Raw genomic sequence first — 23,593 nt, forward strand, 5'->3', positions numbered from 1 at the left:
TCACTCAAAATACTGACAGTATTTCTTGTTGAGCATTTAATGCTTTTTGTTGCAGCATCAAACGCCCACATTTATCGACTGTAATTTTTTAAAGATCTTCTCTTTTCTATCGCTGCGAAGCGTTGTGTTCAGCAGCAGAGGAACGAGATTATGGGGGATGCTGTGCCAGCCGTCAACCCCTCAAGTAAAATACTCGCATGTCTATTTTACTTACCACCCTCAACGCCCGTTACACCCACGCTTCGCTGGGCCTGCGCTACCTGCTGGCGAACATGGGCGAACTGCAGCCGCAGACGCGCTTGCAGGAATTCGTCATCGGCGCCAAGACCACCGAGATCGTCGAGCGCATCCTGGCACATGCGCCGCGCATCGTCGGTTTCGGCATCTATATATGGAACGTGGAGGAGACCGCCAAGGTGGTGGCCATGCTCAAGCGCGTGGCGCCGCAGGTGACGGTGGTGCTGGGCGGGCCGGAGGTGTCGCACGAGACCAATGAGCAGGAAATCGTCCGGCTGGCCGATTACGTGATCACCGGCTGGGGCGACGTGACCTTCCCCAAGCTGTGCGGCGAGATCCTGCACGGCCCCAAGCCGCTGATGAAGGTGCATGCCGGCGTGCAGCCGCCGATAAACGAGATCAAGCTGCCCTATTCGCTCTACACCGACGACGATATCAAGAACCGCACCTTGTATGTGGAGGCCTCGCGCGGCTGCCCGTTCAAGTGCGAGTTCTGCCTGTCGGCGCTGGACAAGACAGCCTGGCCGTTCGCGCTGGAGACCTTCCTGGCGGAGATGGAGTCGCTGTACCAGCGCGGCGCGCGGCTGTTCAAGTTTGTCGACCGCACGTTTAATCTGAATATCAAGACCAGCCTGAAGATCATGCAGTTCTTCCTCGATAAGCTGGAGGCGCATCCGGACGACCCGGTCTACGCCCACTTCGAGCTGGTGCCGGACCATCTGCCGGATGCACTGAAAGAGGGCATCAGCAAGTTCCCGCCAGGGGCGTTGCAGTTCGAGATCGGCATCCAGAGCTTTAATCCGGCGGTGCAGACGCTGGTGAGCCGCAAGCAGGATAACCAGAAGGCGGCCGATAACATCCGCTGGCTGACCACGCAGTCGCACGCGCACATGCACGTGGATCTGATCGCCGGTTTGCCGGGCGAGACGGTGGAGAGTTTCGCGGAGGGCTTTAACAAGTTGTGGGCATTGCAGCCGCACGAGATTCAGTTCGGGATTCTGAAGCGGTTGCGCGGCACGCCGATCATCCGGCATACGCAGGAATTCGGCATGGTGTATGACCCGTATGCGCCTTATACCATCCTGGCCAACCGCGATATCGACTTTGCAACCATGCAGCGGCTGGTGCGCTTTGCGCGTTATTGGGATCTGGTGGCGAACTCGGGACGCTTCGCGCATACGCTGCCGGTGCTGCTGGGCGATGCGCCGTTCCAGCGGTTTATGGCGTTTTCGGATTGGCTGTACGCTAATACGGATGCGACCCATCGGATTGCGCTGGAACGGCTGGTGGGCTTGGTGGCGCGTTATCTGCAGACGTTGGGGATGGACCAGGGGGCGGCCGAGGCTTTGTTGGGCAGCGATTATTCCGCGGCCAAACCCAAACCCGCCGAGACCCCGGCCCCCAAGCGCCAGGCCCGCAGACTGGCCGCGTGAGGCTTCTACCCCGCACACCGCAAGCAGGGGTCTGACCCCGTACGGGGTCAGACCCCACGGCTTTAAAGGGTTTCGCGACTTGATGGCCCCACCTTTAGAGCGAGGCAGCGCACCCCGGACCGACGCGCTGGTGGCGGCCCGGGCCAATCTCCCTTAAACTTGCACCATGCCTACTGCCCATGAGCCTACCCTGACCCTGAATGCCGGCGCCGTCGCCGCGACCGGCACTTGGCAGGTTCACGCGCTGGCCCAGGGCAAGGCCATGGCCACCATCTCCGCGTTCCTCAAGTCGCTCAAGGGCGACCACCTGAAGTGGGACCTCACCGCTGTCGACAGCATGGACCACATCGGCGCCCAGCTCCTCTGGAACGCCTGGGGCAAGACGCGTCCGGCCCACCTGCAGCTGGCGCCGGAGCTGGAGGAGTTCTTCAAGCGCCTCGAAGCCACCGGCCCGCTGGAACTGCCGCGCAGCCGCCAGCATCGCCTGACGCTGGTGATGAAGCTGGGTTTTGCCATGCTGTTGTTCTTCGAGCATCTGGCCGGCCTGGTGCGCCTGATCGGCCAGGTGGTGCTGGACATGGGCCGCTTCCTGCGCAATCCGCTGCGCGGTCCATGGAAGGAGATCTCGGCCAATATCTACCACGCCGGCTTTCAGGCGCTGGGCATCACGGCGCTGGTCGGCTTTCTGATCGGCGTGGTGTTCTCTTACCTGTCGGCGCAGCAGTTGCGCAACTTCGGCGGCGACGTCTTCCTGGTCAATCTGCTCGGCATGAGCATCATCCGCGAACTGGGCCCGCTGCTGGCGGCGATTCTGGTGGCCGGCCGCTCCGGCTCGTCCATCACCGCGCAACTGGGCGTGATGCGCGTGACCGAGGAGCTGGACGCCATGCTGGTGATGGGCATTTCGCACGGCTTCCGCCTGATCCTGCCCAAGGTGCTGGCACTGGCCATCGCCATGCCGCTGCTGGTGATCTGGACCGATACCATCGCGCTGCTGGGCGGCATGCTGTCGGCGCGGCTGGAGCTGAACCTGTCGCCGCAGTACTTCCTGCTGAAACTGCCGGAAGCCGTGCCGCTGGCCAACTACATGATCGGCATCGGCAAGGGCACCGTGTTCGGCATGCTGATCGCGCTGGTGTCCTGCCACTTCGGCCTGCGCATCAAGCCGAACACCGAAAGCCTGGGGCGCGGCACCACCACCTCGGTGGTGACGGCGATTACCGCCGTGATCCTGGCCGACGCGGTGTTTGCCATCGTCTTCAGCGGCGTGGGGTTCTGATGAGCGAACACGACAGCACCTGCGGTCCGGGCACCGGCGAGCTGACGCTGGACGGCAGCGTGCCGGTGGTCGAGATCACCGGCCTGTGGACCAAGTACGGCCGCACCGTGGTGCACCAGGACCTGAACCTGGAAATCGAACAGGGCGAGATCCTGTCCATCGTCGGCGGCTCGGGCACCGGCAAGACCACGCTGGTGCGCCAGATGCTGGGGCTGGAGCGGCCGGCGCGCGGCTGCGTGCGCGTGTTCGGCGAGGACATCAGCGAGATCGACTCGGCCCAGCTGCAGCAGCTGCGCAACCACTGGGGCATGCTGTTCCAGCAGGGCGCGCTGTACTCGGCGCTGACGGTGTTCGACAACATCGCCCAGCCGATGCGCGAGCTGCACGTGCTGCCGGAGGACCTGATCCACGACGCCGTGCTGCTGAAGATGAACATGGTCGGCCTCGGTCCCGAGCAGGCCAACAAGATGCCGTCCGACCTGTCCGGCGGCATGGTCAAGCGGGTGGCGCTGGCGCGCGCGCTGGCGCTGGAGCCGAAGCTGCTGTTCCTGGACGAGCCGACCGCCGGCCTCGATCCCGACCTGTCGGAGGCGTTTGTGACGCTGATTAAATCGCTGCACCGCGAGCTGGGCCTGACGGTGGTGATGGTGACCCACGACCTCGACACGCTGTTCGCACTGTCCACCCGCATCGCCGTGCTGGCGGAAAAACACGTGATCGCGCTCGGCCCGCTGCGCGATCTGCTGAAAGTAGACCATCCGTTCATCAAAGAGTTCTTCCTCGGCGACCGCGGCCGCCGCGCGCTGGAAGCGCTGGACGACAAAAACCAAACGGAGCACTGATGGAAAATCGATCCCATGCCCTGACCACCGGCTTTTTCACGATCACGCTGCTGATCGCGGCCATCCTGTACGGCCTGTGGTTCAACCGCGACCGCGTGCAGCGCACGCCGTACGTGATTGCCACCGCGCAGGCGATTCCCGGTCTCAATCCGCAGGCGCCAATCCGCTACCGCGGGCTGGAGGTGGGCCGCGTCGGCGGCATCGCCTTCGATCCGCAGGTGGCCGGCCAGATCCTGGTGACGCTGAACATCAACACCGACGCGCCAATCACCACCACCACCTTCGCCTCGCTGGGCTACCAGGGCGTGACCGGCATCGCCTTCATTTCGCTCGATGACGACAAGGTCGGCTCGCCGCGCCTGCCGTCCAGCGCCGACCATCCGGCCCGCATTCCGCTGCGCCAGGGCTTCTTCGACCAACTGGAGAAGCGCGGCAAGGAGATCCTGTCGCAGACCGAGGAGGTGACGCGGCGCCTGAACGAGCTGCTTAGTCCCGAGCACCAGCAAACCATCCTGGGCGCGTTTGCCGATGTCAGCACGACGGCGCAGAAGTACCGCGAGCTGCCGGAAAAGCTGCAGCCAACCATCGACAAGCTGCCGGCGCTGGCCGACCAGACGCAGAAGACGCTGCATTCGGTGACCGCGCTGGCCAACGACGTCAACCAGCTGACCACCAGCCTGCAGGCCAAGGGCGGGCCGATTGACCGCATCACCACCCAGGTCGAGCGCATCGGCGGTTCGGTCGACGCGGTGGCCGGCGGCATTGAACTTGACACGCTGCCGCAGGTCAATTCGCTGTCGGACGACACGCGCGCCTCGATGCGGGCGCTGCGCAAGACCATGAACAAGATTAACGATCGTCCGCAAAGCCTGATCTTCGGCGCGCCCGGCACCCCGCCGGGTCCGGGGGAAGATGGCTTTGCCGCACCGACCAAATAAGGGATTACGAGATGATGAACTCCGCCATCCGCAACTGTCTCGCGCTGGGCGCGGCCGCGCTGCTGCTGGGCGCCTGCGCCACCAAGGGCGTGCCGACCTCGCAATTCGATTTCGGGCCGCTGCCGGCGCCATCATCGGCGGCGGCGCCGTCCAACGCCAGCGGCATCGGCGCCATCATCGTGGCCGACGTGACCGGGCCGGCGGCGCTGGACACCGAGCGCATGCACTACCGGCTGCTGTATTCGGACGCGCGGCAGTCGCGTCCCTACGCCTACAACCAGTGGACCAGCACGCCGGCGCAGCTGCTGACCCAGCGCATCAAGGCGCGCCTGGCGCAGGCCGGCGTCAAGGTGCTGGCCACCACCGACGCCGCCGCCAGCGCGACCGTGTTGCGCATGGAGGTCGAGGATTTCGCGCAGAATTTCGATACGGCCACCAGCAGCCAGGGTGTGCTGCGCCTGCGGGCGTCGGTGTTCCGCAATCACAAGCTGGTGGACCAGAAGACGTTTGACCGCAGCGCGCCGGCGCCGAGCGCCGACGCGGCCGGCGGCGCGCGCGCCCTGGCCGACGCCAGCGACGCCGTCGCGGCCGACATGCTCAGCTGGCTGGCGGCGCTGCCGCCGTCGAGGGAATGACGGACGACGCGCCAGCCGCGCCCACGCCGCCGCCGCCTCCGGCCGCGATCGGTGAGGCCGGAGCCGTATCGGGCGGGGCAGGCGCCGTATCGGACGGCGCCGGCGATGCCGCGGCGACGGCGGCCGGCGGCGCGCCAGGACGGCCGCCGCTGGCGCCGGCCACGCGCTCCTCGCCGATCACGCGCGCGGCGCTGCTGGCCTATCTGTTCCTGATCATCTACGCCAGCTGGTTCCCGTTCACCGGCTGGCACAACCAGGGCCTGTCGCCGTTCCTGTTCCTGCAGACGCTGAAGATGCCGCGCTGGTGGACCATGTTCGACGCCGTCACCAACGTCATCGGCTACATCCCGCTCGGCACGCTGATCGTCTACGCGCTGTACCCGCGCGTCAAGGGCCTCTGGGCGCTGCTGATCGCCGCCCTCGGCGGCGCGCTGGTGTCGGGCACGATGGAGGCGGTGCAGACCTACCTGCCGACCCGCGTGTCCTCCAACCTGGACTTCTACACCAACGCCATCGGCTGCGCGCTGGGCGGCGTGATCGGCATGCTGACCGTGCGCCGCCTGCTCGACCAGAGCGAACTGCAGCGCCTGCGCCAGGCCTGGTTCGCGCCGCACGCCAGCCAGGGCCTGGTGCTGCTGGCGCTGTGGCCGCTGGCGCAGATCTACCCGCAGAACTTCCTGTACGGCCTGGGCCAGATCCTGCCCATCCTGTCCGACTGGCTGTCGCAGCTGCTCGACATGGAGGTCGACCTCGTCAGCCTGATCCGCCCCGACGTCGACCTGACCGTCGAGCAGTACTGGCTGTCGGAAACCATCATCACCGCCTGCGGCATGGTCGGCGCCGGCCTCACGCTGCTGTGCCTGCTGCGCAAGCCGGCCCCGCGCGGGCTGCTGGTGTCGGCCATGATCGCCGCCTCGGTGCTGGTCAAGGGCCTGGCGACGGCGCTGCTGTTCTCGCCGGAAAACGCCTTCGTCTGGGTCACCCCGGGCGCCGAGGGCGGCTTCCTGATCGGCGCCATCATGCTGGCCGGCCTCAGCTACGCGCCGCACGTGGCCCAGCGGCGGCTGGCGGTCACCACCCTGCTGCTGGGCCTGGCGATCATCAACACCACGCCGGCCAACCCGTATTTTGTGGCCACTTTGCAAACATGGGTGCAGGGCAAGTTCCTGAACTTCAACGGCGCCGCCCAGTTCCTGTCACTGCTGTGGCCGTTCTTCGCGGTCTGGTTCCTGTGGCTGCCGTCCCACAAGCTGAACGCCGCCAAGGTATCATAGCGGCTACGATTTCCTGAAGGTGATGCCATGAGCGATACCCCCTACTTCAAACACCACGTCTTCTTCTGCATGAACAAGCGTGATGACGGCCGCAACAGTTGCGGCGACCACGGCGCGGAAGCGGCGCAAAAGCACGCCAAGAAGCGCTGCAAGCAACTCGACATCAACGGCCACGGCAAGGTCCGCATCAACCAGGCCGGCTGCCTGGACCGCTGCGAGGAGGGCCCGGTGATGGTGGTCTACCCGGAAGGCACCTGGTACACCTACGTGGACACCAGCGACATCGATGAAATCATCGACAGCCACCTGGTCAACGGCAAAGTGGTCGAACGTCTGAAAATCTGAACATGAACAAGAGCGAAAAATTTACCCTGGCCGGCGGTGCCGGCCAGATGGAAGGCGTCCTCGATTACCCGGCGGACGACGTCGCGCCGCGCGGCGTGGCGCTGGTGGCGCACCCGCATCCGCTGTACGGCGGCACCATGGACAACAAGGTGGCGGTGACGCTGATGCGCACCTTCGTCGGCCTCGGCTACGTGGTGGCGCGCATCAACTTCCGCGGCGTCGGCCAGTCGGCGGGCGTGCACGACCATGGCCAGGGCGAAACCGACGACATGGCCATCCTGCACCAGTGGATGACGGAAAAATTCCCGGGCCTGCCGGTGACGCTGTCGGGCTTCTCGTTCGGCACCTATGTGCAGTCGCAGCTGGCGCAGCGCCTGGCCGCCGCCGGCACCCCGGCCGAGCGCCTGGTGCTGGTGGGCGCCGCCGCCAAAAAATGGGCGATGGCCGACATCCCGGCCGATACCATCCTGATCCACGGCGAGCAGGACGACACCATCCCGCTGGCCGACGTGCTCGACTGGCTGCGTCCGCAGGACATTCCGGTCATCGTCATCCCCGGCGCCGACCACTTCTTCCACCGCAAGCTGGGCCATATCAAGAGCTGGGTCACGCGGCTGTGGGGCGGCGCCGGCTTAACCGGGGCTGAAACGGACACCGCAAGCGCCGATTAAGCCTCTATAATTATTGCGCTTTTAACTTACCACCGAACACGATCACATGAAGAAAATTATCGCGGCACTGGCCACCAGTGTGATGTTGATGACCTCGGCCGTGGCGCAGACGCTGCCGGCCCCGACCATCGCCGCCAAGTCCTGGCTGCTGCTGGACGCCACCAGCGGCCAGATCATCGCCTCGCAAGACCCCAATCAGCGCATCGAGCCAGCCTCGCTGACCAAGATCATGACCGCCTACGTGACCTTCACCGCGCTGCGCGACAAGAAGATCACGCTGAACCAGATGGTCAACGTCTCCACCAAGGCGTGGAAGGTGGATACCAGCTCGTCCAAGATGTTCATCGACCCGGCCACGCCGGTCAGCATCAACGACCTGCTGTACGGCCTGATGGTGCAGTCGGGTAACGACGCCGCCGTGGCGCTGGCGGAAGCCGTGGCCGGCGACGAGTCGGCCTTCGTGGTGATGATGAACAAGGAAGCCCAGCGCATGGGCCTGACCTCGACCCACTTCGCCAACCCGCACGGCCTGCCGTCGCCGGAAAACTATTCCACCGCGCAAGACCTGTCGGTGCTGGCCAAGCGCGTGATCCTGGACTTCCCCGAGTTCTACAAGATCGACTCGGTGAAGAGCTTCACCTACAACAAGATCACCCAGCAGAACCGTAACCGCCTGCTGTGGCTGGATCCGACCGTGGACGGCATGAAGACCGGTCACACTGAGGCGGCCGGCTATTGCATGATCGCGTCGGCCCACCGCCCGAACGGCGCCGGCGAGCGCCGCCTGATTTCGGTGGTGCTGGGCACCTCGTCCGACCAGGTGCGCACGCAGGAGAGCCAAAAGCTGCTGAACTGGGGCTTCCAAAACTTTGACACGGTCAAGCTGTACTCGAAGGGCCAGCCGATCGCGACGCCGGAAATCTGGAAGGGTTCCAAGAGCAACGTCAAGATCGGCTTCGCCCAGGATGTGCTGGTGACGGTGCCGAAGGGCGTGGCAGGCAAGATGAAGCCGGCGCTGGAGCGCAAGGACCCGCTGGTGGCGCCGTTGGCCGAGAACAGCCGCGTCGGCACGCTGAAGATGGTGGTCGATGGCAAGCCGATGCTGGAGCTGCCGGTGGTGGCGCTGGAGACGGTGGAACAAGCGTCGATCTTCGGCCGCGCCTGGGACTCGATCCGCCTCTGGCTGAAATAAAGTAACGTAAAAACCCTGCCCCCGCCGAGGGGTCTGACCCCGTACGGGGTCAGACCCCGATGCCTCACGCCGTGCGGGTTTCAGTCGGCGCTGGTATGCCGCATCGACTGCTGCGCCCACTGGAACGCCGCCTGCGCCACACCCGGCAGGCTGTCGAGGTCCAGATCCAGCTGCCCCGCGATCGCCAGCGCCTGCTCCACCTTGTCCCGCTGCAGCAGCAGCACCATGGTCAGATACGGACTGTACACGCCCTCCCTTCCCAGCAGCACGTCGCGGATATCGTCCGACAGGTGCATCTTGTCGACCAGCTTGTCCATCGACACGCCCAGCAGCACGTCAAACAGCGACAGCAAGCCCACCAGGAACAACTCATCCCGCTTGGCCTGCGGCAGCTTGCTGCACGTCTCCAGGAAACGCGCGCGCGTCAGCGCCACTTCCAGCAGCGACTCGTCGCGCTCCTTGTTGGCGCCGCCACCGAGCCGGAACATCGACACCGTCAGCCCGCGATACAGCTGATTCCGCCCCAGCACCATGAACGCCTGCTGCAAACTGGTGACCTTGGTCGCCTGGCCGTTGACCGGCGCGTTGGCCCACTGCAGCACCTGGTACGTCATGCCCGGATCGCGCTTGGCGACGTCGATCATGGCCGGCAGCTCGGCATCCGTGCGCAGCAAATTCAGCAGTTCGATCGAGGTCATGCGGCTCTGGTCGATGCGCGCGTCGGGGTCGACGTGGTCGGCGGTGGTCAGGAACTGGCCCGTGAAGTAGCTGGCGCCCCACGACAGGCACATGCGCTGCTCTTCCCAGCTGTCGACGCCGTCCACCAGCAGCTTCAGGTTGGGATGGCGCAGGTGCAGCTGCTTGCACAGCGTCTGGAATTCCGCCAGGGGGTGCTCGTGCAAGGACACCAGCGCCAGCTCGGCCTGCGACAGCAGCGTGCCGTCCTCTTCTTTCAATGAAATGCCGCGCAGCGCGACCTGGCTGCCGGCGGCGCGCAAGGCGGCCACCGCGTCAGCGGCCGCGTGGTCCAGCAGGAACACCGTGTGCGGCGCCATCAGCGGCAGGTGCAGGCCGGCGGCCACGGCCTCGGCGCTGACCGGCACCAGCGCCATGCGCTCCTGGGCAAACGCCGGCAGGTCGGCGGCGGCCAGCGCCGCCAGCATGGCCGGCTCGGGCGCGTCGGCGCCGAAGCGGTAGCCGCTCAGGCGCTGGCGTTTGTCGACGATTTCGGTGCGGCTGATGAGGACGGCTTCCGCCGGCGGCGCGGCGCTGGCGTCGGCGTCATCGGCGGGCGTGGCGGCAGTGGCGTCGGCGGCCGGCGCCGGGCTGGCGGCGGGCTCGGGCTTCGACTTCAGAAACGATAAAAATCCCACGGTGATCTCTCCGGTTCGGTCTGGCTTGCCTGCCGATCATACTATAATTCTTGCCTCTCATTTAACCTTGGAAAGCTTCCCATGACCGATTTGTCCTGCCCTTCCCTCGTCACCTACCAAGGCGGCCTGACGCTGTCGCGCATCGTCGCCGGCATGTGGCGCATGAACGAATGGAACCTGACGCCGCAGCAGCGCGTCGAGTGGATCGAGCAGGCGCTGGCCATGGGCGTGACCAGCTTCGACCACGCCGACATCTACGGCGGCTACGGCGTCGAGGCCACCTTCGGCGAGGCGCTGGCGCTGCGCCCGTCGCTGCGCGACCAGATGCAGATCGTCACCAAGTGCGGCATCAAGCTGCTGTCCGCCGCGCACCCGGAGCACACCATCCAGCACTATGACACCAGCGCCAGCCACATCATCGCCTCGGCCGAAAACTCGCTGCGCCAGCTGCGCACCGACCACGTCGACCTGCTGCTGATCCACCGCCCCGATCCGCTGATGCATTTCGACGAGATCGCCGGCGCCTTCGAACGCCTGCGCCAGGATGGCAAGGTCAAGCATTTCGGCGTGTCCAACTTCAGCCGCCACCAGTTTGAAAGCCTGAACCGCCGCATCGCGCTGGCCACCAACCAGGTGGAATTCTCGCCGCTGCACGTGGCGCCGATGTTCGATGAAACCTTCGACGGCCTGCAGGATCTGGGCGTGGCGCCGATGATCTGGTCGCCGCTGGGCGGCGGCCGCCTGTTCAGCAGCGATGACGCCGCCGGCGTGCGCGTGCGCGCGGCGATCCAGAAAGTGGCCGACGAACTGCAGCGGCCGTTCGGCAGCGTAGTCTTCGCGTGGATCATGCAATTGCCGAGCCGCCCGGTGCCGCTGACCGGCTCGGGCCGCCTGGCGGCGGTGCGCGAGGCGGTGGAGGCCACGCACTTCAGCCTGAGCCGCAGCCAGTGGTTCGAGATCCTGCGCGCCGCCCGCGGCCACGAAGTCGCCTGACCGCGCCCGTGGTTCCGGCGCAAGCCGGAACCCATGTTCAGCCCGCATCCACCGGCGCGCGATGCGGCAGGCTTATTCGTCCTGGTACACCACCGGCGGCGCCACGCCGCGCCAGCCGGTCCGCCAGGCGGCGTTGAGCGCCAGCGTGGCAACGATGTAGACCGCGAAGAACAGCACAAAGTAAGACGCCCGCAGCCAGGCCAGCAGGCCGAGGTTAATCAGCAGCAGCACCAGCGCGCCCCAGCTCTTCTTCTGCTTGGAGCTCGGGAAGCGCACGGTGGACACCATCAGGCTGCCCACCACGAACAGCAGCAGCACCACCAGCGCGCCATGCAGCACCGACGAGGCCGGCTCCGGCCAGGCCACCACCACCGACGCCACGCAGGCCGCGCCGGCCGTGATCGGCATGCCGACGAAGTAGCGCGGATCGGTGCGGCCGACATTCACATTAAAGCGCGCCAACCGCAGCGCGCCGCAGGCGACGAAGAAGAAGCTGGCGATGCCGCCCAGCCGCAGCAGCGTCGGATGGTCGGCGCCCAGCGCCTGGAAGCCGTAGCAGTACAGCAGCAGCCCCGGCGCGCAGCCGAAGTTCATCACGTCGGCGATCGAATCGAGCTGCATGCCAAAGTCGGACTGGGTGTTGGTGGCGCGCGCCACCAGGCCGTCCAGCGCGTCGAACACGCCGGCCAGCACCAGCAGCACGGCGGCCAGCCGATAGTCGCCGGGGTCGCCGATGAAGGCATTGTCGACCGAGATGACGATGCTGCCGAAACCGCAGGCGATCGACATCAGCGTGACCATGCTGGGCAGGGCGAATTTGGCGCGCTGCATGCGCGGGTGGTGTAAAGGCTTCACAACAGGCTGGATCCGAAAGAAACGCCAAGCTTACCATTTTTGGCCCGGCTTTCCGAACCCGGCCTAACGGGTGCGGCGCTTTTCAAATCCGGCATAAAATTGTCCTCATGGCATAGGAGGGCATCATGAAACAATGGCGTCTGCGGCTGGCCGCATGGCTGGGCGCGCTGCTGCTGGCCGCGTGCGGCGGCGGTGGCGGCGGTGATAACGGCGGCCTCACCGGTCCCGCCACCAGCCCCCCGCCGCTGACCCAGGAGCCGGGCGCGCCGGCCATGACCGGCAACACCGCCACCGACGGCTTCAACTGGATCAACTACCGGCGCGCCCAGCTGGGCCTGTCGGTGCTGGCGCGCAACAGCCAGATCAGCGCGGCGGCCCAGGGCCACTCCGACTACCAGCGCCTGAACAACACCATCACCCACGAGCAGACCGCCGGCCAGCCCGGCTTTACCGGCGTCAGCCTGTATGACCGCCTGAGCGCCGCCGGCTACACGCTGAACCGGCGCGCCTACGCCATCGGCGAGGTGATCTCGGCCACCAGCGACCCGTCCGGCTTTTACCAGGCCGAGCAGCTGATCACCGCCATCTACCACCGCTTCGTCATCTTCGAGCCGGTGTTCCGCGAGCTGGGCACCGGCGCCGCCACGGCCGCCAGCGGCACCACCTATTTCACCGCCGACTTCGCCGTGCTGGACAGCTTCAGCGGCCTCGGCCTGGGCCGCTACGTCACCTACCCGCGCGACCGGCAGGCCAACGTGCCGGTCAATTTCTTCAGCGACAGCGAGTCGCCCGACCCGGTGCCCAACCAGAACGAGGTCGGCTACCCGATCAGCCTGCACGCGGACAGCTATGGCAGCGCCCCCGGCACGGTGACAGTGCAAAGCTTCACCGTGGCGCCGCGCGGGGGCGCCGCGCTGAGTACGCGCTCACTCAGCTACAACGGCGGCACCAACGGCGCCGTCACCGCCGTGGCCATCGTGCCGCTGGCGCGGCTGAAAAGCGCCACCACCTACGACGTCAACTTCACCGGCACCGTGGCCGGCCGCGCGGTCGATTACAGCTGGGCGTTCACCACCCAATAAAGAAAGCAAGGAATGTTGCAGCTTTTTAACTGTGTAATCGGCTGGGTCTGCTATCGTAGCGGGTAATCCTTCAGCAGAGCCGCGCACGATGACCTCAACCAGTCCGCCCCTGTCGCCGACCGCCGCCGGCGGCCATATCCTGCAAGTGGAAACCGGCCTGCAGCAGCTGATGGGCGACCGCGACCTCTATCTGCAGATCCTGCGCCGCTTCCTGCAGCGCTATCCGGGCAGCGGCTGCGACGCCCGCAAGGCGCTCAACGACAACGAACCGGGCCACGCCCAGCGCATCATCCACACGCTCAAGGGCGCGGCCGGCATGATCGGCGCACAACAGGTGTACCTGCTGGCGGCGCAGCTGGAAACGCTGTGCGCCGGGCCGGACCACGCGTGGTCGGCGCCGCTGGCGCAGCTGGAGCAGGCGCTGCGCGCGCTGACGGCGGTGATCGGCGAGGTGCTGGCCGGCGATCCCGGGCAACTGCTGGCCGGCGACGCGCGCGCCGTGCCTGTGGTGCCGGAGACACGCATGCTGCTGCAGCATCTGGCCCGTCTGCTGGACGAGGGCGACGGCGCGGCCATCGACGTGCTGGAGCAGTCGGCCACGGTGCTGGCGGCAAGCCTGGGGGTGGAGGTGTTTCAGGAAGTGACGGAGGCAGCGCACCAGTTCGACTTTGAAGCGGCGCTGGCCACCTTGCAGGCGGCGATCAGGGACTAGCGGGTATATTCCTTTTCCTCGTCGAAGGCGTCGGCGCATTCCTTGTCGCAAAAACGACGCACATTGTCCAGCGGCTTCTCGCAATACCAGCAGGAACCCTTGGGTGGCAGCATCTGGCGCGAGCGCACCGGCGCCGCCGGCGAGGCGGCGGGCGGCGGCATGCCGCCACTGTCGTCCGGGACGCTTTCTTGTATCGGTTCCACGATCCCCTCCTTCCAGGCCAAGCTCAGGTAAGTTGCAAGGTTACTTCAGCGGAATTGCCGCGGGCATGAGATTTCTCAACGGTTGCATGCCACCACAGAGCCGTTTGCGACGATCAATAATAGCAGGATAAACGCGACGGCCACATCTACCTCCCGCGCCAATATTTTCAATGAAAAAGCACGAAGCGATAGTGCTGCAAGGCGCACGCCTGACCGTATAATCGTGGCACGATTGTTATTCCCCTCAGGAAAGTACGCATGTCAGATTCTTCGCTTAGCCCGCTGCTGTCCGCCCGCGTGCTCGGACTGGCCCAGCTTGGATTGATCGTCCTCGACGCCAACCACCACATCGTCATGTGGAACCAGTGGATGGCCAGCCGCTCGGGCCGCTCGGCGCACCGCGTGCTGGGCCAGGACCTGTTCGACCTGTACGGCGAGCTGCGTGGCCAGCGGCTGGAGCAGGCGGTGCACAGCGCCATGCAGAGCAACCTGCCGCAGCAGCTGTCGCCGGCGCTCAACCCGTCGCCGTTCCCGCTGTACCCGGCCGGCAGCTGGGGCGGCGAGCGGGTCGAGCAGGCGGTGTCGGTGACGCCGTTCAGCGAAGGCAAGGAGCGCTACTGCCTGATCGAGGTCAGCGACATCAGCACCATCGTCAACCGCGAGCGCCAGCTGCGCAGCCAGGCCGAACAGCTGCGCGCGCAGTCCTACGTGGACGGCCTGACCGGCATCGCCAACCGCCGCCACTTCGACGTCGCGCTCGACCGCGAACTGCGGCGCGCCAGCCGCCACGACGGCCAGCTGTCGCTGCTGCTGATGGACATCGACTCGTTCAAGGCCTACAACGACCACTTCGGCCACCAGCAGGGCGACGCCTGCCTGACGCTGGTGGCGGAAGCGTTCGCCGCCACGCTGCAGCGCCCGGCCGACCTGGCGGCGCGCTACGGCGGCGAGGAATTCGGCGCCGTGCTGCCGGACACCAGCGCCGAGCAGGCGGCGCTGGTGGCGGAAAGCATCCGCGCCAAAATCGCCGCGCTGGCCATCACCCACGCGCCGGCGGCGGCGCGCCCGCACGTGACCATGAGCATCGGCGTGGCCACCTTCGACAAGGACACGCTGGCCGACGCCGCCGCCATGCTGGCGGCCGCCGACAGCTGCCTGTACGCCGCCAAGAAGGCCGGCCGCGACTGCGTGATCGTGCACCGCCCGCAGGCCGACGCCGCCTGATAGCAGGCAATTAAAACTATCAATTTACCAACTATCGCGCGGTTCTGCGGTATGATGCAGAAGTGAAATATTCTGCATAGGACTACGCATGATCGTTGGCATCGACCTCGGCACCACCAACAGCCTGATCGCCGTGTGGGAAAACGGCGCGGCGCGCCTGATCCCCAACAGCCTGGGGGAGGTGCTGACGCCATCGTGCGTCAGCATCGACGACGACGGCAGCATCCTGGTCGGCCGCGCCGCGCGCGAACGGCTGCAGACCCACCCGCTGCTCAGCGCCGCCGCCTTCAAGCGCCACATGGGCAGCGACCGCCAGATCCAGCTTGGCACGCGCCACTTCCGTCCCGAGGAATTGTCGGCGCTGATCCTGCGCTCGCTGAAGGAAGACGCCGAGGCCGCGCTGGGCCAGCCGGTGACCGAGGCCATCATCACCGTGCCGGCCTATTTCTCCGACGCCCAGCGCAAGGCCACGCGCGCCGCCGGCCAGCTGGCCGGGCTCAAGGTCGAGCGCCTGCTGAACGAACCGACCGCCGCCGCGCTGGCCTACGGCATCCACCTGCGCGACAGCGAAACCAAGTTCCTGGTGTTCGACCTGGGCGGCGGTACCTTCGACGTCTCGGTGCTGGACCTGTTCGACAACGTGATGGAGGTGCGCGCCTCGGCCGGCGACAACTTCCTCGGCGGCGAGGACTTCGTGGCCTGCGTGATCGAGCGCTTCTTCGAGCACAACAAGCTGTCCACGGCCTACAAGAACAACGCCGTGTTCATGCAGCGCCTGCAGGCGCAGGTGGAACTGGCCAAGCGCGCGCTCAGCGACACGCCCAGCACCACCATCCGCCTGCACGACAACGACGCCGAGTACAGCATGGAACTGGACGAGGCGGCGTTCGAGAAATACGCGGCGCCGCTGCTGGCGCGGCTGCGCGACCCGGTCGACCGCGCGCTGCGCGACGCCCAGTTGCCCAGCAGCGAGCTGGACAACATCGTCCTGGCCGGCGGCGCCTCGCGCATGCCGATGGTGCGGCGGCTGGTGGCGCGCATGTTCGGCCGCTTCCCATCGTGCGACATCAACCCGGACGAGGTGGTGGCGCTGGGCGCTGCGGTGCAAGCCGGCCTGAAGGCGCGCGACGCCGCGCTGGACGAGGTGGTGATGACCGACGTGGCGCCCTACTCGCTGGGCGTGGACACCTCGGTGCGGCTGGGGCCGGACAGCTATTCGCACGGCCACTTCGACCCCATCATCGAGCGCAACAGCGTGGTGCCGGTCAGCCGCGTCAAGCGCTACTTCCCGCTGCAGGCCGGCCAGCGCCAGGTGGTGCTCAACGTGTTCCAGGGCGAGGCGCGCATGGCGTCCGACAACGTCAAGCTGGGCCAGTTGCAACTGAGCCTGCCCAACGGCCCGGTCGACGATGCCGGCGTCGACGTGCGCTTCACCTACGACGTCAACGGCCTGCTGCAGGTGGAGGCCACCATCGTCAAGACCCAGCAGACCACCACGCTGCTGATCGAAGGCAATCCCGGCATGCTGAGCGAGCAGGAAATCGCCCAGCGCTTCACCGCGCTGTCGGCGCTGAAGATCCACCCGCGCGACCAGATGGAAAACCGCACGCTGCTGGCGCGCGCCGAACGCCTGTACCAGCAGTTGCGCGGCGATCTGCGCGAACACCTGGGCCGGCAGATCATCCGCTTTGAGCAGGCGCTGGAAACCCAGGACCGCAAGCAGTTCGGCCCGGCCGCTGAGGGCTTCAGCCAGTTGCTGGACGAGCTGGAGCACCAGAGCTTCCTGCCTGACTACACGAACTGAGCACGATGCGCGATACCCTGCCATTTCTGCAGCGCCTGGGGCTGGACGAGGGCACCGACGCCCGCGCCATCCGCCGCGCCTACGCGCGCGAGCTCAAGCTGATCGACCAGGAACGCGACAGCGCCGGCTTCCAGGAACTGCGCGAAGCCTACGACACGGCGCTGCAATGGGCCGCCTGGCGCGACCAGCAGGCCGCCGCCCAGCCCGAGCCGGCACCGGCGCCGCCATCCGATTCCGAGGTGCCCGACTACAGCATGGCGCGCACACCGGTCACGCTCGCAACGACGCCAGCGACAACAACCGACGCCGCGCCAACGCCGATGCCGGCGCTGGAAGCGGGGTCAGAGCAGACGCTGACACTGGAGCCACCGCAAGCATCGGCCGCCGCCGTCTTCGCGGAATTCCACCACGCCATGACGCAACTGGCGCAACAACGCCACACGCACAACACCGCCGAATGGCAGCGGCTGTTGCAGCAGAGCCTGAACGACGACCGCCTGCTCAACATCGACGCCCGCATCTACTTCGAAGCCCACATCGCCCACCTGCTGACCGGCGGCTGGCGGCCGGGGCATGACGTGCTGTTCCAGGCCGCCAGCAAGGTATTCCACTGGGGCGAAGACCGGCGGCGCCTGCGCCAGCTGGGCCAGGTCGGCGCCCACATCGACCAGGCGGTGACCGAACAGGCCATGTTCGAGCGCCTGCCGGAGTCCGACCTGATGCTGCACCGCGCCGCCCTCGCCCTGCTGCGCCGCGGCGGCGAACCGACCGACTACCAACTGCGCGGCGACCTGCCCTACGTCGACTTCCTGATGCAGCACTTCCCGGCGTGGATGCCGATGGTGGTCGACGTGGCGGTGGTGGAACAATGGCGCGCGCGCTTCAACGCCCTGCCGGCGCCGAAAAAATCCTGGTGGCCCAAGCTGCGTTTCGACATCTCGCCGCGCGTCGGCTGGGTGCTGGCCATCCTCCTGTTCAACCTGCTGCGCATGTGCTGGCACGACAGCGAAGACAAGGCGCCGCACACCCCCGGGCCATCGTCCTACCTGCCGTCGGCGCCATCACCGGCCGGCGTGCCCGGCTACCAGCCGCTGCCGGAACACATCCGCCAGGACATCGCCGCCCGCATCCCGACGCTGCCCTTGCAACTGGGACCGGGCCAACACCGGGCCGAACTGACGATCACGCTGGACGAACAGGGCAAGGTCTACCAGCTAATGTTGTATGGCAGTTCCGGCAGCATCAGTTATGATGAGGCCGTAAGCAAAGCGCTGCGCGACTACCAGCCATACCCGCCGGAAACACCGCGCAAATTCCAGGTCACCTTTACGCCACCGACACCATGAAAATACGCCGTCTCTTCCTCAGCCTGCTCGCCGCGCTGGCCGCTCCCTACGCCCTGTCCGCGCCGGCGGCCTGCAGCGGCAAGGCGCCGTCCGGCGAGCTGACCGCCACGCGCATCGCCGCCGCCAATTCCACGCGCGGCGAGCCGGGCCTGTACGAAGGCCCGGTATGGATCAAGGACGCGCTGTACTTCTCCGACTTCACCTTCGGCCCCGGCTTCCCGTCGCGCATCATGAAGCTGGACGCCAACGGCAAGGTCAGCGTGGCGATCGAGGACAGCGGCAGCAACGGCCTGGCCACCGACGGCCACGGCAACATCATCGCCGCCACCCACAAGTGGAAATCGGTGTCGATCTACACGCTGGACGGCAAGCGCAGCGACCTGGTCAGCAAATTTGACGGCAACGTCTTCAACTCGCCGAACGACATGGCGCTGGCGGACGACGACACGCTGTACTTCAGCGACCCCGACTTCCAGCGCACGGCCGCGCCGGGCGGGCAGGACAAGACGCGCGTGTACCGCGTCGGCAACGACGGCAAGATCACGGTGGTGGACGACACGCTGCAGAATCCGAACGGCGTGTCGCTGTCGCCCAAGGGCGACGTCCTGTACGTCAACGGCATGGTGGGCGAGCACGGCGTACTGCGCGCCTACCCGATCGTCAACGGCCAGCCGCAGCAAGGCAAGGACCTGGTGGACAAGCTGGGCATTCCGGACGGCATGGCGGTCGACTGCTACGGCAACATCTACGTGACCGAGCACACCGACAAGCGGCTGCGCGTGTTCACGCCGGCCGGCAAGCAGATCGCCACGATCAAGGTGGACGCCAACGTCACCAACGCCGCCTTCGGCGGCGCCGACGGCAAGACGCTCTACATCACCGGCGCCGGCGCGCTGTGGCAACTCAAGCTGGACGTCACCGGCTCGCCCTACTAACCCCATTCCGGGGTCAGGTCCTCCATTTCTACACGAGCTTAGCAGTAGGCGCGCCTACTGCTAAGCTCGTGTAGAAATGGAGGACCTGACCCCGGAGTTTATTTGCCGATGCAGAAGCGGCTGAAGATGACGCCGAGCAGGTCGTCGGAGGAGAAGGCGCCGGTGATGCTGGACAGCTGCACTTGCGCCAGCCGCAGTTCTTCGGCGAACAGGTCGAGCGACTGGTCGTTCTGCGCCGCGTGTTCGCCGGCGCGCGCCAGGTGGGCGCCGGCGTTCTTCAGCGCGATCAGGTGCCGCTCGCGCGCCAGGTATAGCGATTCGCCGGTCTGCTGCCAGCCGGCGATGCGCAGCAGTTCCCGCCGCAGCAAATCAATCCCGACATGGTCGTGCGCCGACAGGTAGATGTGGGTGGCGTCTTCCATCACGTCCACCGCCGGCTTGTGGCCCGATAAATCGATCTTGTTCCAGATGCGCAGCACCGGCACGCCAGCCGGGAAGGCGGCGGTGATGTTTTCGTCGGCGCGCGACGGGCCGTGGTCGGCGTCCAGCAGGTGCAGGATGACGTCGGCCTTGCCGACCTCGCCCCAGGTGCGCTCGATGCCGATGCGCTCAACCACGTCCACCGCCTCCTCCGGCGCGCGGATGCCGGCGGTGTCGATGATGTTGAGCGGGATGCCTTCGATCTGGATGGTCTCGGTGACCTTGTCGCGCGTGGTGCCGGCGATCGGCGTGACGATGGCCACGTCGTTGCCCGCCAGCGCGTTCAGCAGCGACGATTTGCCAACGTTGGGCTGGCCCACCAGCACCACGTTCAGCCCCTCGCGCAGCAGCGCGCCCTGCGCCGCCTGCCGGAACACCTGCTCCAGCGCGTCGACGATGCCCTTCAGCTGGCCGCGCGCGTCGGATTTTTCCAGGAAGTCAATTTCTTCTTCCGGGAAGTCCAGCGTGGCTTCCACCAGCATGCGCAGGTTGGTCACGCTGGCCACCAGCGTGTTGACCGTTTTCGAGAACGCGCCCGACAGCGATTGCGACGCCGATTTGGCCGCCGCTTCCGTCGAAGCATCGATCAGGTCGGCCACCGCCTCGGCCTGCGCCAGGTCCAGCTTGTCATTCAGATAGGCGCGGCGGGTGAATTCGCCCGGCTCGGCCAGCCGCAGTCCGAGCGCCTCGCCCGCCTCCAGCACGCGCTGCAGCAGCATCTGCAGCACGATCGGGCCGCCGTGGCCCTGCAGTTCCAGCACGTCCTCGCCGGTATACGAATGCGGGCCCTTGAACCAGATGGCGATGCCCTGGTCGATGATGGCGCCGTCGGCCTGCTTGAACGGAATGTAGGTGGCATGGCGCGGCTTGAGCGCGTCGGCGCCGAACAGCGCGGCGATCAGCGCCTGCAGATGCTTGCCGGAGGCGCGCACCACGCCGATGCCGCCGCGTCCCGGTGCGGTGGCGATGGCGGCAATGGGGGAGGAGTCGATGTTCATACGGGAATTGTAAAGTATAAAAAAAGCCCGCGTTCAACGCGGGCTTTTATGCAACAGCCTGGCGCGCCGCTTAGGTGTTGGCGGCGGCGGGCGTGCCGAATTTCTTCGAGATCACGTACTGCTGGCCAATCGACAGCACGTTGTTGACCACCCAGTACAGCACCAGGCCGGACGGGAAGAAGAAGAACATCACCGAGAACGCCAGCGGCATGAACAGCATCATCTTGGCCTGCATCGGGTCGGCCGGCGCCGGGTTCAGCTTGGTGGTGATGAACATCGAAATCGCGTACAGCACCGGCAGGATCGCGTACGGATCGTGCTGGGCCAGGTCGGTGATCCAGCCGACCCATGGCGCGCCGCGGATTTCCACCGCCGACTGCAGCACGTAGTACAGCGCGATGAACACCGGCATCTGCACCAGGATCGGCAGGCAGCCGCCCAGCGGGTTGATCTTCTCCTGCTTGTACAGCTCCATCGTGGCCTGGTTCATCTTGGCCGGGTCGCCCTTGTAGCGCTCGCGGATGGCTTGCATCTTCGGCGTCACCAGCTTGACCTTGGCCATGCTGCGGTAGCCGGCCGCCGACAGCGGGAAGAACAGCAGCTTGATCAGGATGGTGAAGACGATGATGGTCCAGCCCCAGTTGCCCAGCAGCGAGTGGATGTAGTTGATCACGGCGAACATCGGCTTGGCGATCATGGCCAGGAAGCCGTAGTCGCGCACCAGGATCAGGCCGGGCGCGGTGGCGTCCAGCAGCTTGGCTTCCTGCGGGCCGGAGAACAGCCTGGCGTTGTTGCTGACGGTGGCGCCCGGCGCGATGGTGCCCAGCGGCTGCTTGATGGCGATGCCGTAGACATTGGTGTCGATCTTCGACGTTTCGATCTCATGCGTCAGCTTCTGCTGCGGAATGAAGGCCGAGACGAAGAAGTGCTGCGAAATCGCGATCCAGCCGTTGTCGGCCTTGGTGGCGTGGTCCTGCACCATCGGCTTGCCGGTCTTGGCCGCTTCCTGCGCCTCTTTTTCCAGCGTGTCGAACTTCAGCTTCTCGTAGTGCTTTTCCTCGGTGTACAGCGTCGGGCCGGTGTAGCTGCTGTTGAAGAACGAGTCGCCGGCCGGCTTGTTGCCGTCGTGCGCCAGGCGCAGGTACAGCGTTGGCGTGATCGGCGCGGCGCCGACGTTGGTCACGTCGTGGCGCACGTCGATGACGTAGTCGCCTCGCTTGAAGGTGAAGGTCTTGGTCAGCTTGACGCCGCCCTCTTCCGATTCCAGCACCAGTTGCACCTGGTTGCCGTCGTTCAGCATGCGCGGGCCGGGCTTGGCCACGAACGGGCTGGTGTGGTTAGGCATCACGCCCGACGGGCCGTACAGGCCGGTCTGCGCCAGGTAGGTCTTGCCGATGCCGGCGTCGACGTCGAACAGCACCACGTTCTTGCTGTTGTCGCCCGGTTCGCACCACTTGAACAGGCCGAAGCAGCCGTTGAACCAGCCCGGATGGCTGTTTTCCTTGTACTTCAACAGTTCCAGGCGCTTGATGACGCCGCCCTGGGTGTCGATGTCGGCGCGCACCACGTCGGTGGTGATGGTGATGCGCTCGGCCTTGAACGGCGGCGCGTCGGTGGCGGCGCTGGCGCCGGCGGCGGCCGCTCCCGGCACGGCGGCAACGGCGGCCGGCGCGGCGGCCGGCTTGGCCGGCGCCGTCTTGGCGGCCGGCGGCGGCGGTGCAAACATCGATGGATGGCCGTTCGAGACTTGCCAGTTGTTCCACAGAACAACCAGCGACACCGCGAACACGATCCACAAAATGGTACGTTTATTGATATCCATTAGGTATTTTCAGGAGTGGTTGCAACCGCAAGCGGTCGTTGAAGAATTCGGTTTGCCGTCGGCCGGCGGCACCGGGTCGAGGCCGCCCTCGTGCCAGGGATGGCAGCGGCACACGCGCTTGACGGCCAGCCAGCTGCCGCGCGCGGCGCCGTGCACTTGCAGCGCTTCCAGCGCATAGTTCGAGCAGCTCGGGTAAAACCGGCAGCTCGGCCGCATCATCGGACTGATGGCCAGTTGATAAAAGCGCAGCAGGAAGCGGAGCACGGTTTTCATGGCGACCTGTGGGGCGGCGGCGAGGCCGCCAGTTTGGCCTGCGCGGCGAACAGACGCGTCAATTCCACCCGCAAGGCTGCCTTCAGCTTGGCGGTGGTGGCGGGTCCATCCTTGCTGTTGACCGGCTTGGCCAGGCGCACCACGCAATCGATGGCGGGCAGGCCGGTCACGCGGAACAGTTCGCGGGTAACGCGCTTGATCGTGTTGCGGGTGACGGCGCGCGGCGCGAAGCGCTTGGCCACCACGACGCCCAGCCGCGCATGCGGCAGGTGGTTCAGACGGGTGTACAGCACGAAGTGCGCGCTTTTTTGGCTGGGGCGCAAACGAAAAACGGATGAAAATTCATCCGTTTTAACGATACGCCGAGCGCGCGCGAAGTCGTGTGAACCTTCGCCTGTCGAGCCGCTGGGGATGCAGCTGTCCACGCGATCAGCTAACAAGTGACTAGCTTATACAGCCAGACGCTTGCGGCCTTTGGCGCGGCGTGCGTTCAGCACCTGGCGGCCACCACGGGTAGCCATACGTGCGCGGAAGCCGTGGGTACGCTTACGGCGTACAACGGAAGGTTGGTAAGTACGTTTCATGTTGGTCTCGCTTAAAGCAGAAAAAAATGCAAAATCGGGTCAGACGGCCCGTCAGTTTTTGGT

Annotated in this window: 24 protein-coding genes; 16 read left to right on the top strand and 8 right to left on the bottom strand. The window is 66.1% G+C overall.

Going from position 1 to position 23,593, the window contains the following annotated elements; all coding sequences use genetic code 11:
- The first annotated feature begins 197 nt into the window (after nucleotides 1-197).
- The 9 genes from FHW58_RS26255 to FHW58_RS26295 all read left to right on the top strand — a co-directional run bounded on the left by FHW58_RS26255 (nucleotide 198) and on the right by FHW58_RS26295 (nucleotide 8,846).
- Nucleotides 198-1,670: a B12-binding domain-containing radical SAM protein gene (locus FHW58_RS26255; RefSeq protein WP_179676143.1), complete on the top strand. Its 1,473-nt coding sequence runs from the start codon at nucleotides 198-200 to the stop codon at nucleotides 1,668-1,670.
- A gap of 166 nt (nucleotides 1,671-1,836) precedes the next feature.
- Entirely contained in the window at nucleotides 1,837-2,949 is a 1,113-nt protein-coding gene (locus tag FHW58_RS26260; RefSeq protein WP_179676144.1) for an ABC transporter permease, read from the top strand.
- The gene (locus tag FHW58_RS26265) at nucleotides 2,949-3,791 is read left to right on the top strand and encodes an ABC transporter ATP-binding protein (RefSeq protein ID WP_179676145.1); all 843 of its coding nucleotides are present in this window, start codon (nucleotides 2,949-2,951) and stop codon (nucleotides 3,789-3,791) included. Before FHW58_RS26260 ends, FHW58_RS26265 begins: the two co-directional genes overlap by 1 nt.
- On the top strand, nucleotides 3,791-4,729 hold the full coding sequence (locus tag FHW58_RS26270) for an MlaD family protein (protein WP_179676146.1): 939 nt from the start codon (nucleotides 3,791-3,793) through the stop codon (nucleotides 4,727-4,729). The genes FHW58_RS26265 and FHW58_RS26270 overlap by 1 nt, the downstream gene beginning before the upstream one ends.
- Nucleotides 4,730-4,743: 14 nt before the next feature.
- The gene (locus FHW58_RS26275; RefSeq protein ID WP_179676200.1) at nucleotides 4,744-5,364 is read left to right on the top strand and encodes an ABC-type transport auxiliary lipoprotein family protein; all 621 of its coding nucleotides are present in this window, start codon (nucleotides 4,744-4,746) and stop codon (nucleotides 5,362-5,364) included.
- Nucleotides 5,361-6,638, top strand: coding sequence for a VanZ family protein (locus FHW58_RS26280; RefSeq protein ID WP_179676147.1), 1,278 nt, complete (start codon nucleotides 5,361-5,363; stop codon nucleotides 6,636-6,638). The genes FHW58_RS26275 and FHW58_RS26280 overlap by 4 nt, the downstream gene beginning before the upstream one ends.
- A gap of 27 nt (nucleotides 6,639-6,665) precedes the next feature.
- Nucleotides 6,666-6,983, top strand: coding sequence for a ferredoxin (locus tag FHW58_RS26285; protein ID WP_179676148.1), 318 nt, complete (start codon nucleotides 6,666-6,668; stop codon nucleotides 6,981-6,983).
- Nucleotides 6,984-6,985: 2 nt separating this feature from the next.
- Entirely contained in the window at nucleotides 6,986-7,654 is a 669-nt protein-coding gene (locus tag FHW58_RS26290) for an alpha/beta hydrolase (RefSeq protein ID WP_179676149.1), read from the top strand.
- Between the two features lie 46 nt (nucleotides 7,655-7,700).
- Nucleotides 7,701-8,846, top strand: coding sequence for a D-alanyl-D-alanine carboxypeptidase family protein (locus FHW58_RS26295; RefSeq protein ID WP_179676150.1), 1,146 nt, complete (start codon nucleotides 7,701-7,703; stop codon nucleotides 8,844-8,846).
- 80 nt (nucleotides 8,847-8,926) lie between these two features.
- On the opposite strand, the gene FHW58_RS26300 is transcribed toward FHW58_RS26295, so the two are convergent.
- Nucleotides 8,927-10,219, bottom strand: coding sequence for an EAL and HDOD domain-containing protein (locus FHW58_RS26300; RefSeq protein ID WP_373996737.1), 1,293 nt, complete (start codon nucleotides 10,217-10,219; stop codon nucleotides 8,927-8,929).
- An 81-nt stretch (nucleotides 10,220-10,300) separates the two neighbouring features.
- Here FHW58_RS26300 and FHW58_RS26305 point away from each other — a divergent pair, with 81 nt between their 5' ends.
- Nucleotides 10,301-11,212 (top strand): aldo/keto reductase family oxidoreductase, encoded by a 912-nt coding sequence (locus tag FHW58_RS26305; RefSeq protein ID WP_179676151.1) that lies wholly within the window; start codon nucleotides 10,301-10,303, stop codon nucleotides 11,210-11,212.
- 72 nt (nucleotides 11,213-11,284) lie between these two features.
- Here FHW58_RS26305 and pssA read toward each other — a convergent pair whose 3' ends face one another.
- Entirely contained in the window at nucleotides 11,285-12,043 is a 759-nt protein-coding gene (gene pssA / locus FHW58_RS26310) for a CDP-diacylglycerol--serine O-phosphatidyltransferase (protein WP_179676202.1), read from the bottom strand.
- Nucleotides 12,044-12,192: 149 nt separating this feature from the next.
- Between pssA and FHW58_RS26315 the strand changes: the two genes are divergently transcribed.
- On the top strand, nucleotides 12,193-13,149 hold the full coding sequence (locus tag FHW58_RS26315; protein WP_179676152.1) for a CAP domain-containing protein: 957 nt from the start codon (nucleotides 12,193-12,195) through the stop codon (nucleotides 13,147-13,149).
- 88 nt (nucleotides 13,150-13,237) lie between these two features.
- The gene (locus FHW58_RS26320) at nucleotides 13,238-13,861 is read left to right on the top strand and encodes an Hpt domain-containing protein (RefSeq protein WP_179676153.1); all 624 of its coding nucleotides are present in this window, start codon (nucleotides 13,238-13,240) and stop codon (nucleotides 13,859-13,861) included.
- Here the strand turns inward: FHW58_RS26320 and FHW58_RS26325 are convergent.
- On the bottom strand, nucleotides 13,858-14,064 hold the full coding sequence (locus FHW58_RS26325) for a hypothetical protein (RefSeq protein ID WP_179676154.1): 207 nt from the start codon (nucleotides 14,062-14,064) through the stop codon (nucleotides 13,858-13,860). The genes FHW58_RS26320 and FHW58_RS26325 overlap by 4 nt on opposite strands.
- Before the next feature lie 258 nt (nucleotides 14,065-14,322).
- Here FHW58_RS26325 and FHW58_RS26330 point away from each other — a divergent pair, with 258 nt between their 5' ends.
- The 4 genes from FHW58_RS26330 to FHW58_RS26345 all read left to right on the top strand — a co-directional run bounded on the left by FHW58_RS26330 (nucleotide 14,323) and on the right by FHW58_RS26345 (nucleotide 19,373).
- Nucleotides 14,323-15,288 carry a sensor domain-containing diguanylate cyclase gene (locus FHW58_RS26330; RefSeq protein ID WP_179676155.1) on the top strand — a complete coding sequence of 322 codons (966 nt, stop codon included), beginning with the start codon at nucleotides 14,323-14,325 and terminating at the stop codon, nucleotides 15,286-15,288.
- An 88-nt stretch (nucleotides 15,289-15,376) separates the two neighbouring features.
- Complete coding sequence (locus FHW58_RS26335; RefSeq protein ID WP_179676156.1) at nucleotides 15,377-17,092, top strand: Hsp70 family protein; 1,716 nt, start codon at nucleotides 15,377-15,379, stop codon at nucleotides 17,090-17,092.
- Nucleotides 17,093-17,097: 5 nt separating this feature from the next.
- Nucleotides 17,098-18,438, top strand: coding sequence for a TonB C-terminal domain-containing protein (locus FHW58_RS26340; protein WP_179676157.1), 1,341 nt, complete (start codon nucleotides 17,098-17,100; stop codon nucleotides 18,436-18,438).
- Nucleotides 18,435-19,373 carry an SMP-30/gluconolactonase/LRE family protein gene (locus tag FHW58_RS26345; protein WP_179676158.1) on the top strand — a complete coding sequence of 313 codons (939 nt, stop codon included), beginning with the start codon at nucleotides 18,435-18,437 and terminating at the stop codon, nucleotides 19,371-19,373. Before FHW58_RS26340 ends, FHW58_RS26345 begins: the two co-directional genes overlap by 4 nt.
- 98 nt (nucleotides 19,374-19,471) lie before the next feature.
- Here the strand turns inward: FHW58_RS26345 and mnmE are convergent, their stop codons facing one another.
- From mnmE to rpmH, 5 genes are all read right to left on the bottom strand, one after another.
- Nucleotides 19,472-20,851 carry a tRNA uridine-5-carboxymethylaminomethyl(34) synthesis GTPase MnmE gene (gene mnmE / locus FHW58_RS26350; RefSeq protein WP_179676159.1) on the bottom strand — a complete coding sequence of 460 codons (1,380 nt, stop codon included), beginning with the start codon at nucleotides 20,849-20,851 and terminating at the stop codon, nucleotides 19,472-19,474.
- A 70-nt stretch (nucleotides 20,852-20,921) separates the two neighbouring features.
- Nucleotides 20,922-22,673: a membrane protein insertase YidC gene (gene yidC, locus FHW58_RS26355; protein WP_179676160.1), complete on the bottom strand. Its 1,752-nt coding sequence runs from the start codon at nucleotides 22,671-22,673 to the stop codon at nucleotides 20,922-20,924.
- A 9-nt stretch (nucleotides 22,674-22,682) separates the two neighbouring features.
- On the bottom strand, nucleotides 22,683-22,946 hold the full coding sequence (gene yidD / locus FHW58_RS26360; RefSeq protein ID WP_179676161.1) for a membrane protein insertion efficiency factor YidD: 264 nt from the start codon (nucleotides 22,944-22,946) through the stop codon (nucleotides 22,683-22,685).
- Complete coding sequence (gene rnpA / locus FHW58_RS26365) at nucleotides 22,943-23,359, bottom strand: ribonuclease P protein component (protein WP_179676203.1); 417 nt, start codon at nucleotides 23,357-23,359, stop codon at nucleotides 22,943-22,945. The genes yidD and rnpA overlap by 4 nt, the downstream gene beginning before the upstream one ends.
- Before the next feature lie 36 nt (nucleotides 23,360-23,395).
- Nucleotides 23,396-23,530: a 50S ribosomal protein L34 gene (rpmH, locus tag FHW58_RS26370; protein ID WP_040378179.1), complete on the bottom strand. Its 135-nt coding sequence runs from the start codon at nucleotides 23,528-23,530 to the stop codon at nucleotides 23,396-23,398.
- Nucleotides 23,531-23,593 lie beyond the last annotated feature (63 nt).

The sequence above is a fragment of the Duganella sp. 1224 genome, from assembly GCF_013408245.1.
Taxonomy (GTDB): Bacteria; Pseudomonadota; Gammaproteobacteria; order Burkholderiales; family Burkholderiaceae_D; genus Rugamonas.

Excerpts from the sequence above, each read along its gene's own strand:
- FHW58_RS26330 (WP_179676155.1), top strand. The coding sequence starts at position 14,323 with ATGTCAGATTCTTCGCTTAGCCCGCTGCTGTCCGCCCGCGTGCTCGGA.
- FHW58_RS26260 (WP_179676144.1), top strand. The coding sequence starts at position 1,837 with ATGCCTACTGCCCATGAGCCTACCCTGACCCTGAATGCCGGCGCCGTC.
- FHW58_RS26295 (WP_179676150.1), top strand. The coding sequence starts at position 7,701 with ATGAAGAAAATTATCGCGGCACTGGCCACCAGTGTGATGTTGATGACC.
- FHW58_RS26340 (WP_179676157.1), top strand. The coding sequence starts at position 17,098 with ATGCGCGATACCCTGCCATTTCTGCAGCGCCTGGGGCTGGACGAGGGC.
- FHW58_RS26320 (WP_179676153.1), top strand. The coding sequence starts at position 13,238 with ATGACCTCAACCAGTCCGCCCCTGTCGCCGACCGCCGCCGGCGGCCAT.
- FHW58_RS26305 (WP_179676151.1), top strand. The coding sequence starts at position 10,301 with ATGACCGATTTGTCCTGCCCTTCCCTCGTCACCTACCAAGGCGGCCTG.
- FHW58_RS26255 (WP_179676143.1), top strand. The coding sequence starts at position 198 with ATGTCTATTTTACTTACCACCCTCAACGCCCGTTACACCCACGCTTCG.
- FHW58_RS26315 (WP_179676152.1), top strand. The coding sequence starts at position 12,193 with ATGAAACAATGGCGTCTGCGGCTGGCCGCATGGCTGGGCGCGCTGCTG.
- FHW58_RS26275 (WP_179676200.1), top strand. The coding sequence starts at position 4,744 with ATGAACTCCGCCATCCGCAACTGTCTCGCGCTGGGCGCGGCCGCGCTG.
- FHW58_RS26280 (WP_179676147.1), top strand. The coding sequence starts at position 5,361 with ATGACGGACGACGCGCCAGCCGCGCCCACGCCGCCGCCGCCTCCGGCC.
- FHW58_RS26270 (WP_179676146.1), top strand. The coding sequence starts at position 3,791 with ATGGAAAATCGATCCCATGCCCTGACCACCGGCTTTTTCACGATCACG.
- yidD (WP_179676161.1), bottom strand. The coding sequence starts at position 22,946 with ATGAAAACCGTGCTCCGCTTCCTGCTGCGCTTTTATCAACTGGCCATC.
- mnmE (WP_179676159.1), bottom strand. The coding sequence starts at position 20,851 with ATGAACATCGACTCCTCCCCCATTGCCGCCATCGCCACCGCACCGGGA.
- rpmH (WP_040378179.1), bottom strand. The coding sequence starts at position 23,530 with ATGAAACGTACTTACCAACCTTCCGTTGTACGCCGTAAGCGTACCCAC.
- FHW58_RS26290 (WP_179676149.1), top strand. The coding sequence starts at position 6,986 with ATGAACAAGAGCGAAAAATTTACCCTGGCCGGCGGTGCCGGCCAGATG.
- FHW58_RS26335 (WP_179676156.1), top strand. The coding sequence starts at position 15,377 with ATGATCGTTGGCATCGACCTCGGCACCACCAACAGCCTGATCGCCGTG.
- pssA (WP_179676202.1), bottom strand. The coding sequence starts at position 12,043 with ATGCAGCGCGCCAAATTCGCCCTGCCCAGCATGGTCACGCTGATGTCG.
- FHW58_RS26265 (WP_179676145.1), top strand. The coding sequence starts at position 2,949 with ATGAGCGAACACGACAGCACCTGCGGTCCGGGCACCGGCGAGCTGACG.
- yidC (WP_179676160.1), bottom strand. The coding sequence starts at position 22,673 with ATGGATATCAATAAACGTACCATTTTGTGGATCGTGTTCGCGGTGTCG.
- FHW58_RS26285 (WP_179676148.1), top strand. The coding sequence starts at position 6,666 with ATGAGCGATACCCCCTACTTCAAACACCACGTCTTCTTCTGCATGAAC.
- FHW58_RS26345 (WP_179676158.1), top strand. The coding sequence starts at position 18,435 with ATGAAAATACGCCGTCTCTTCCTCAGCCTGCTCGCCGCGCTGGCCGCT.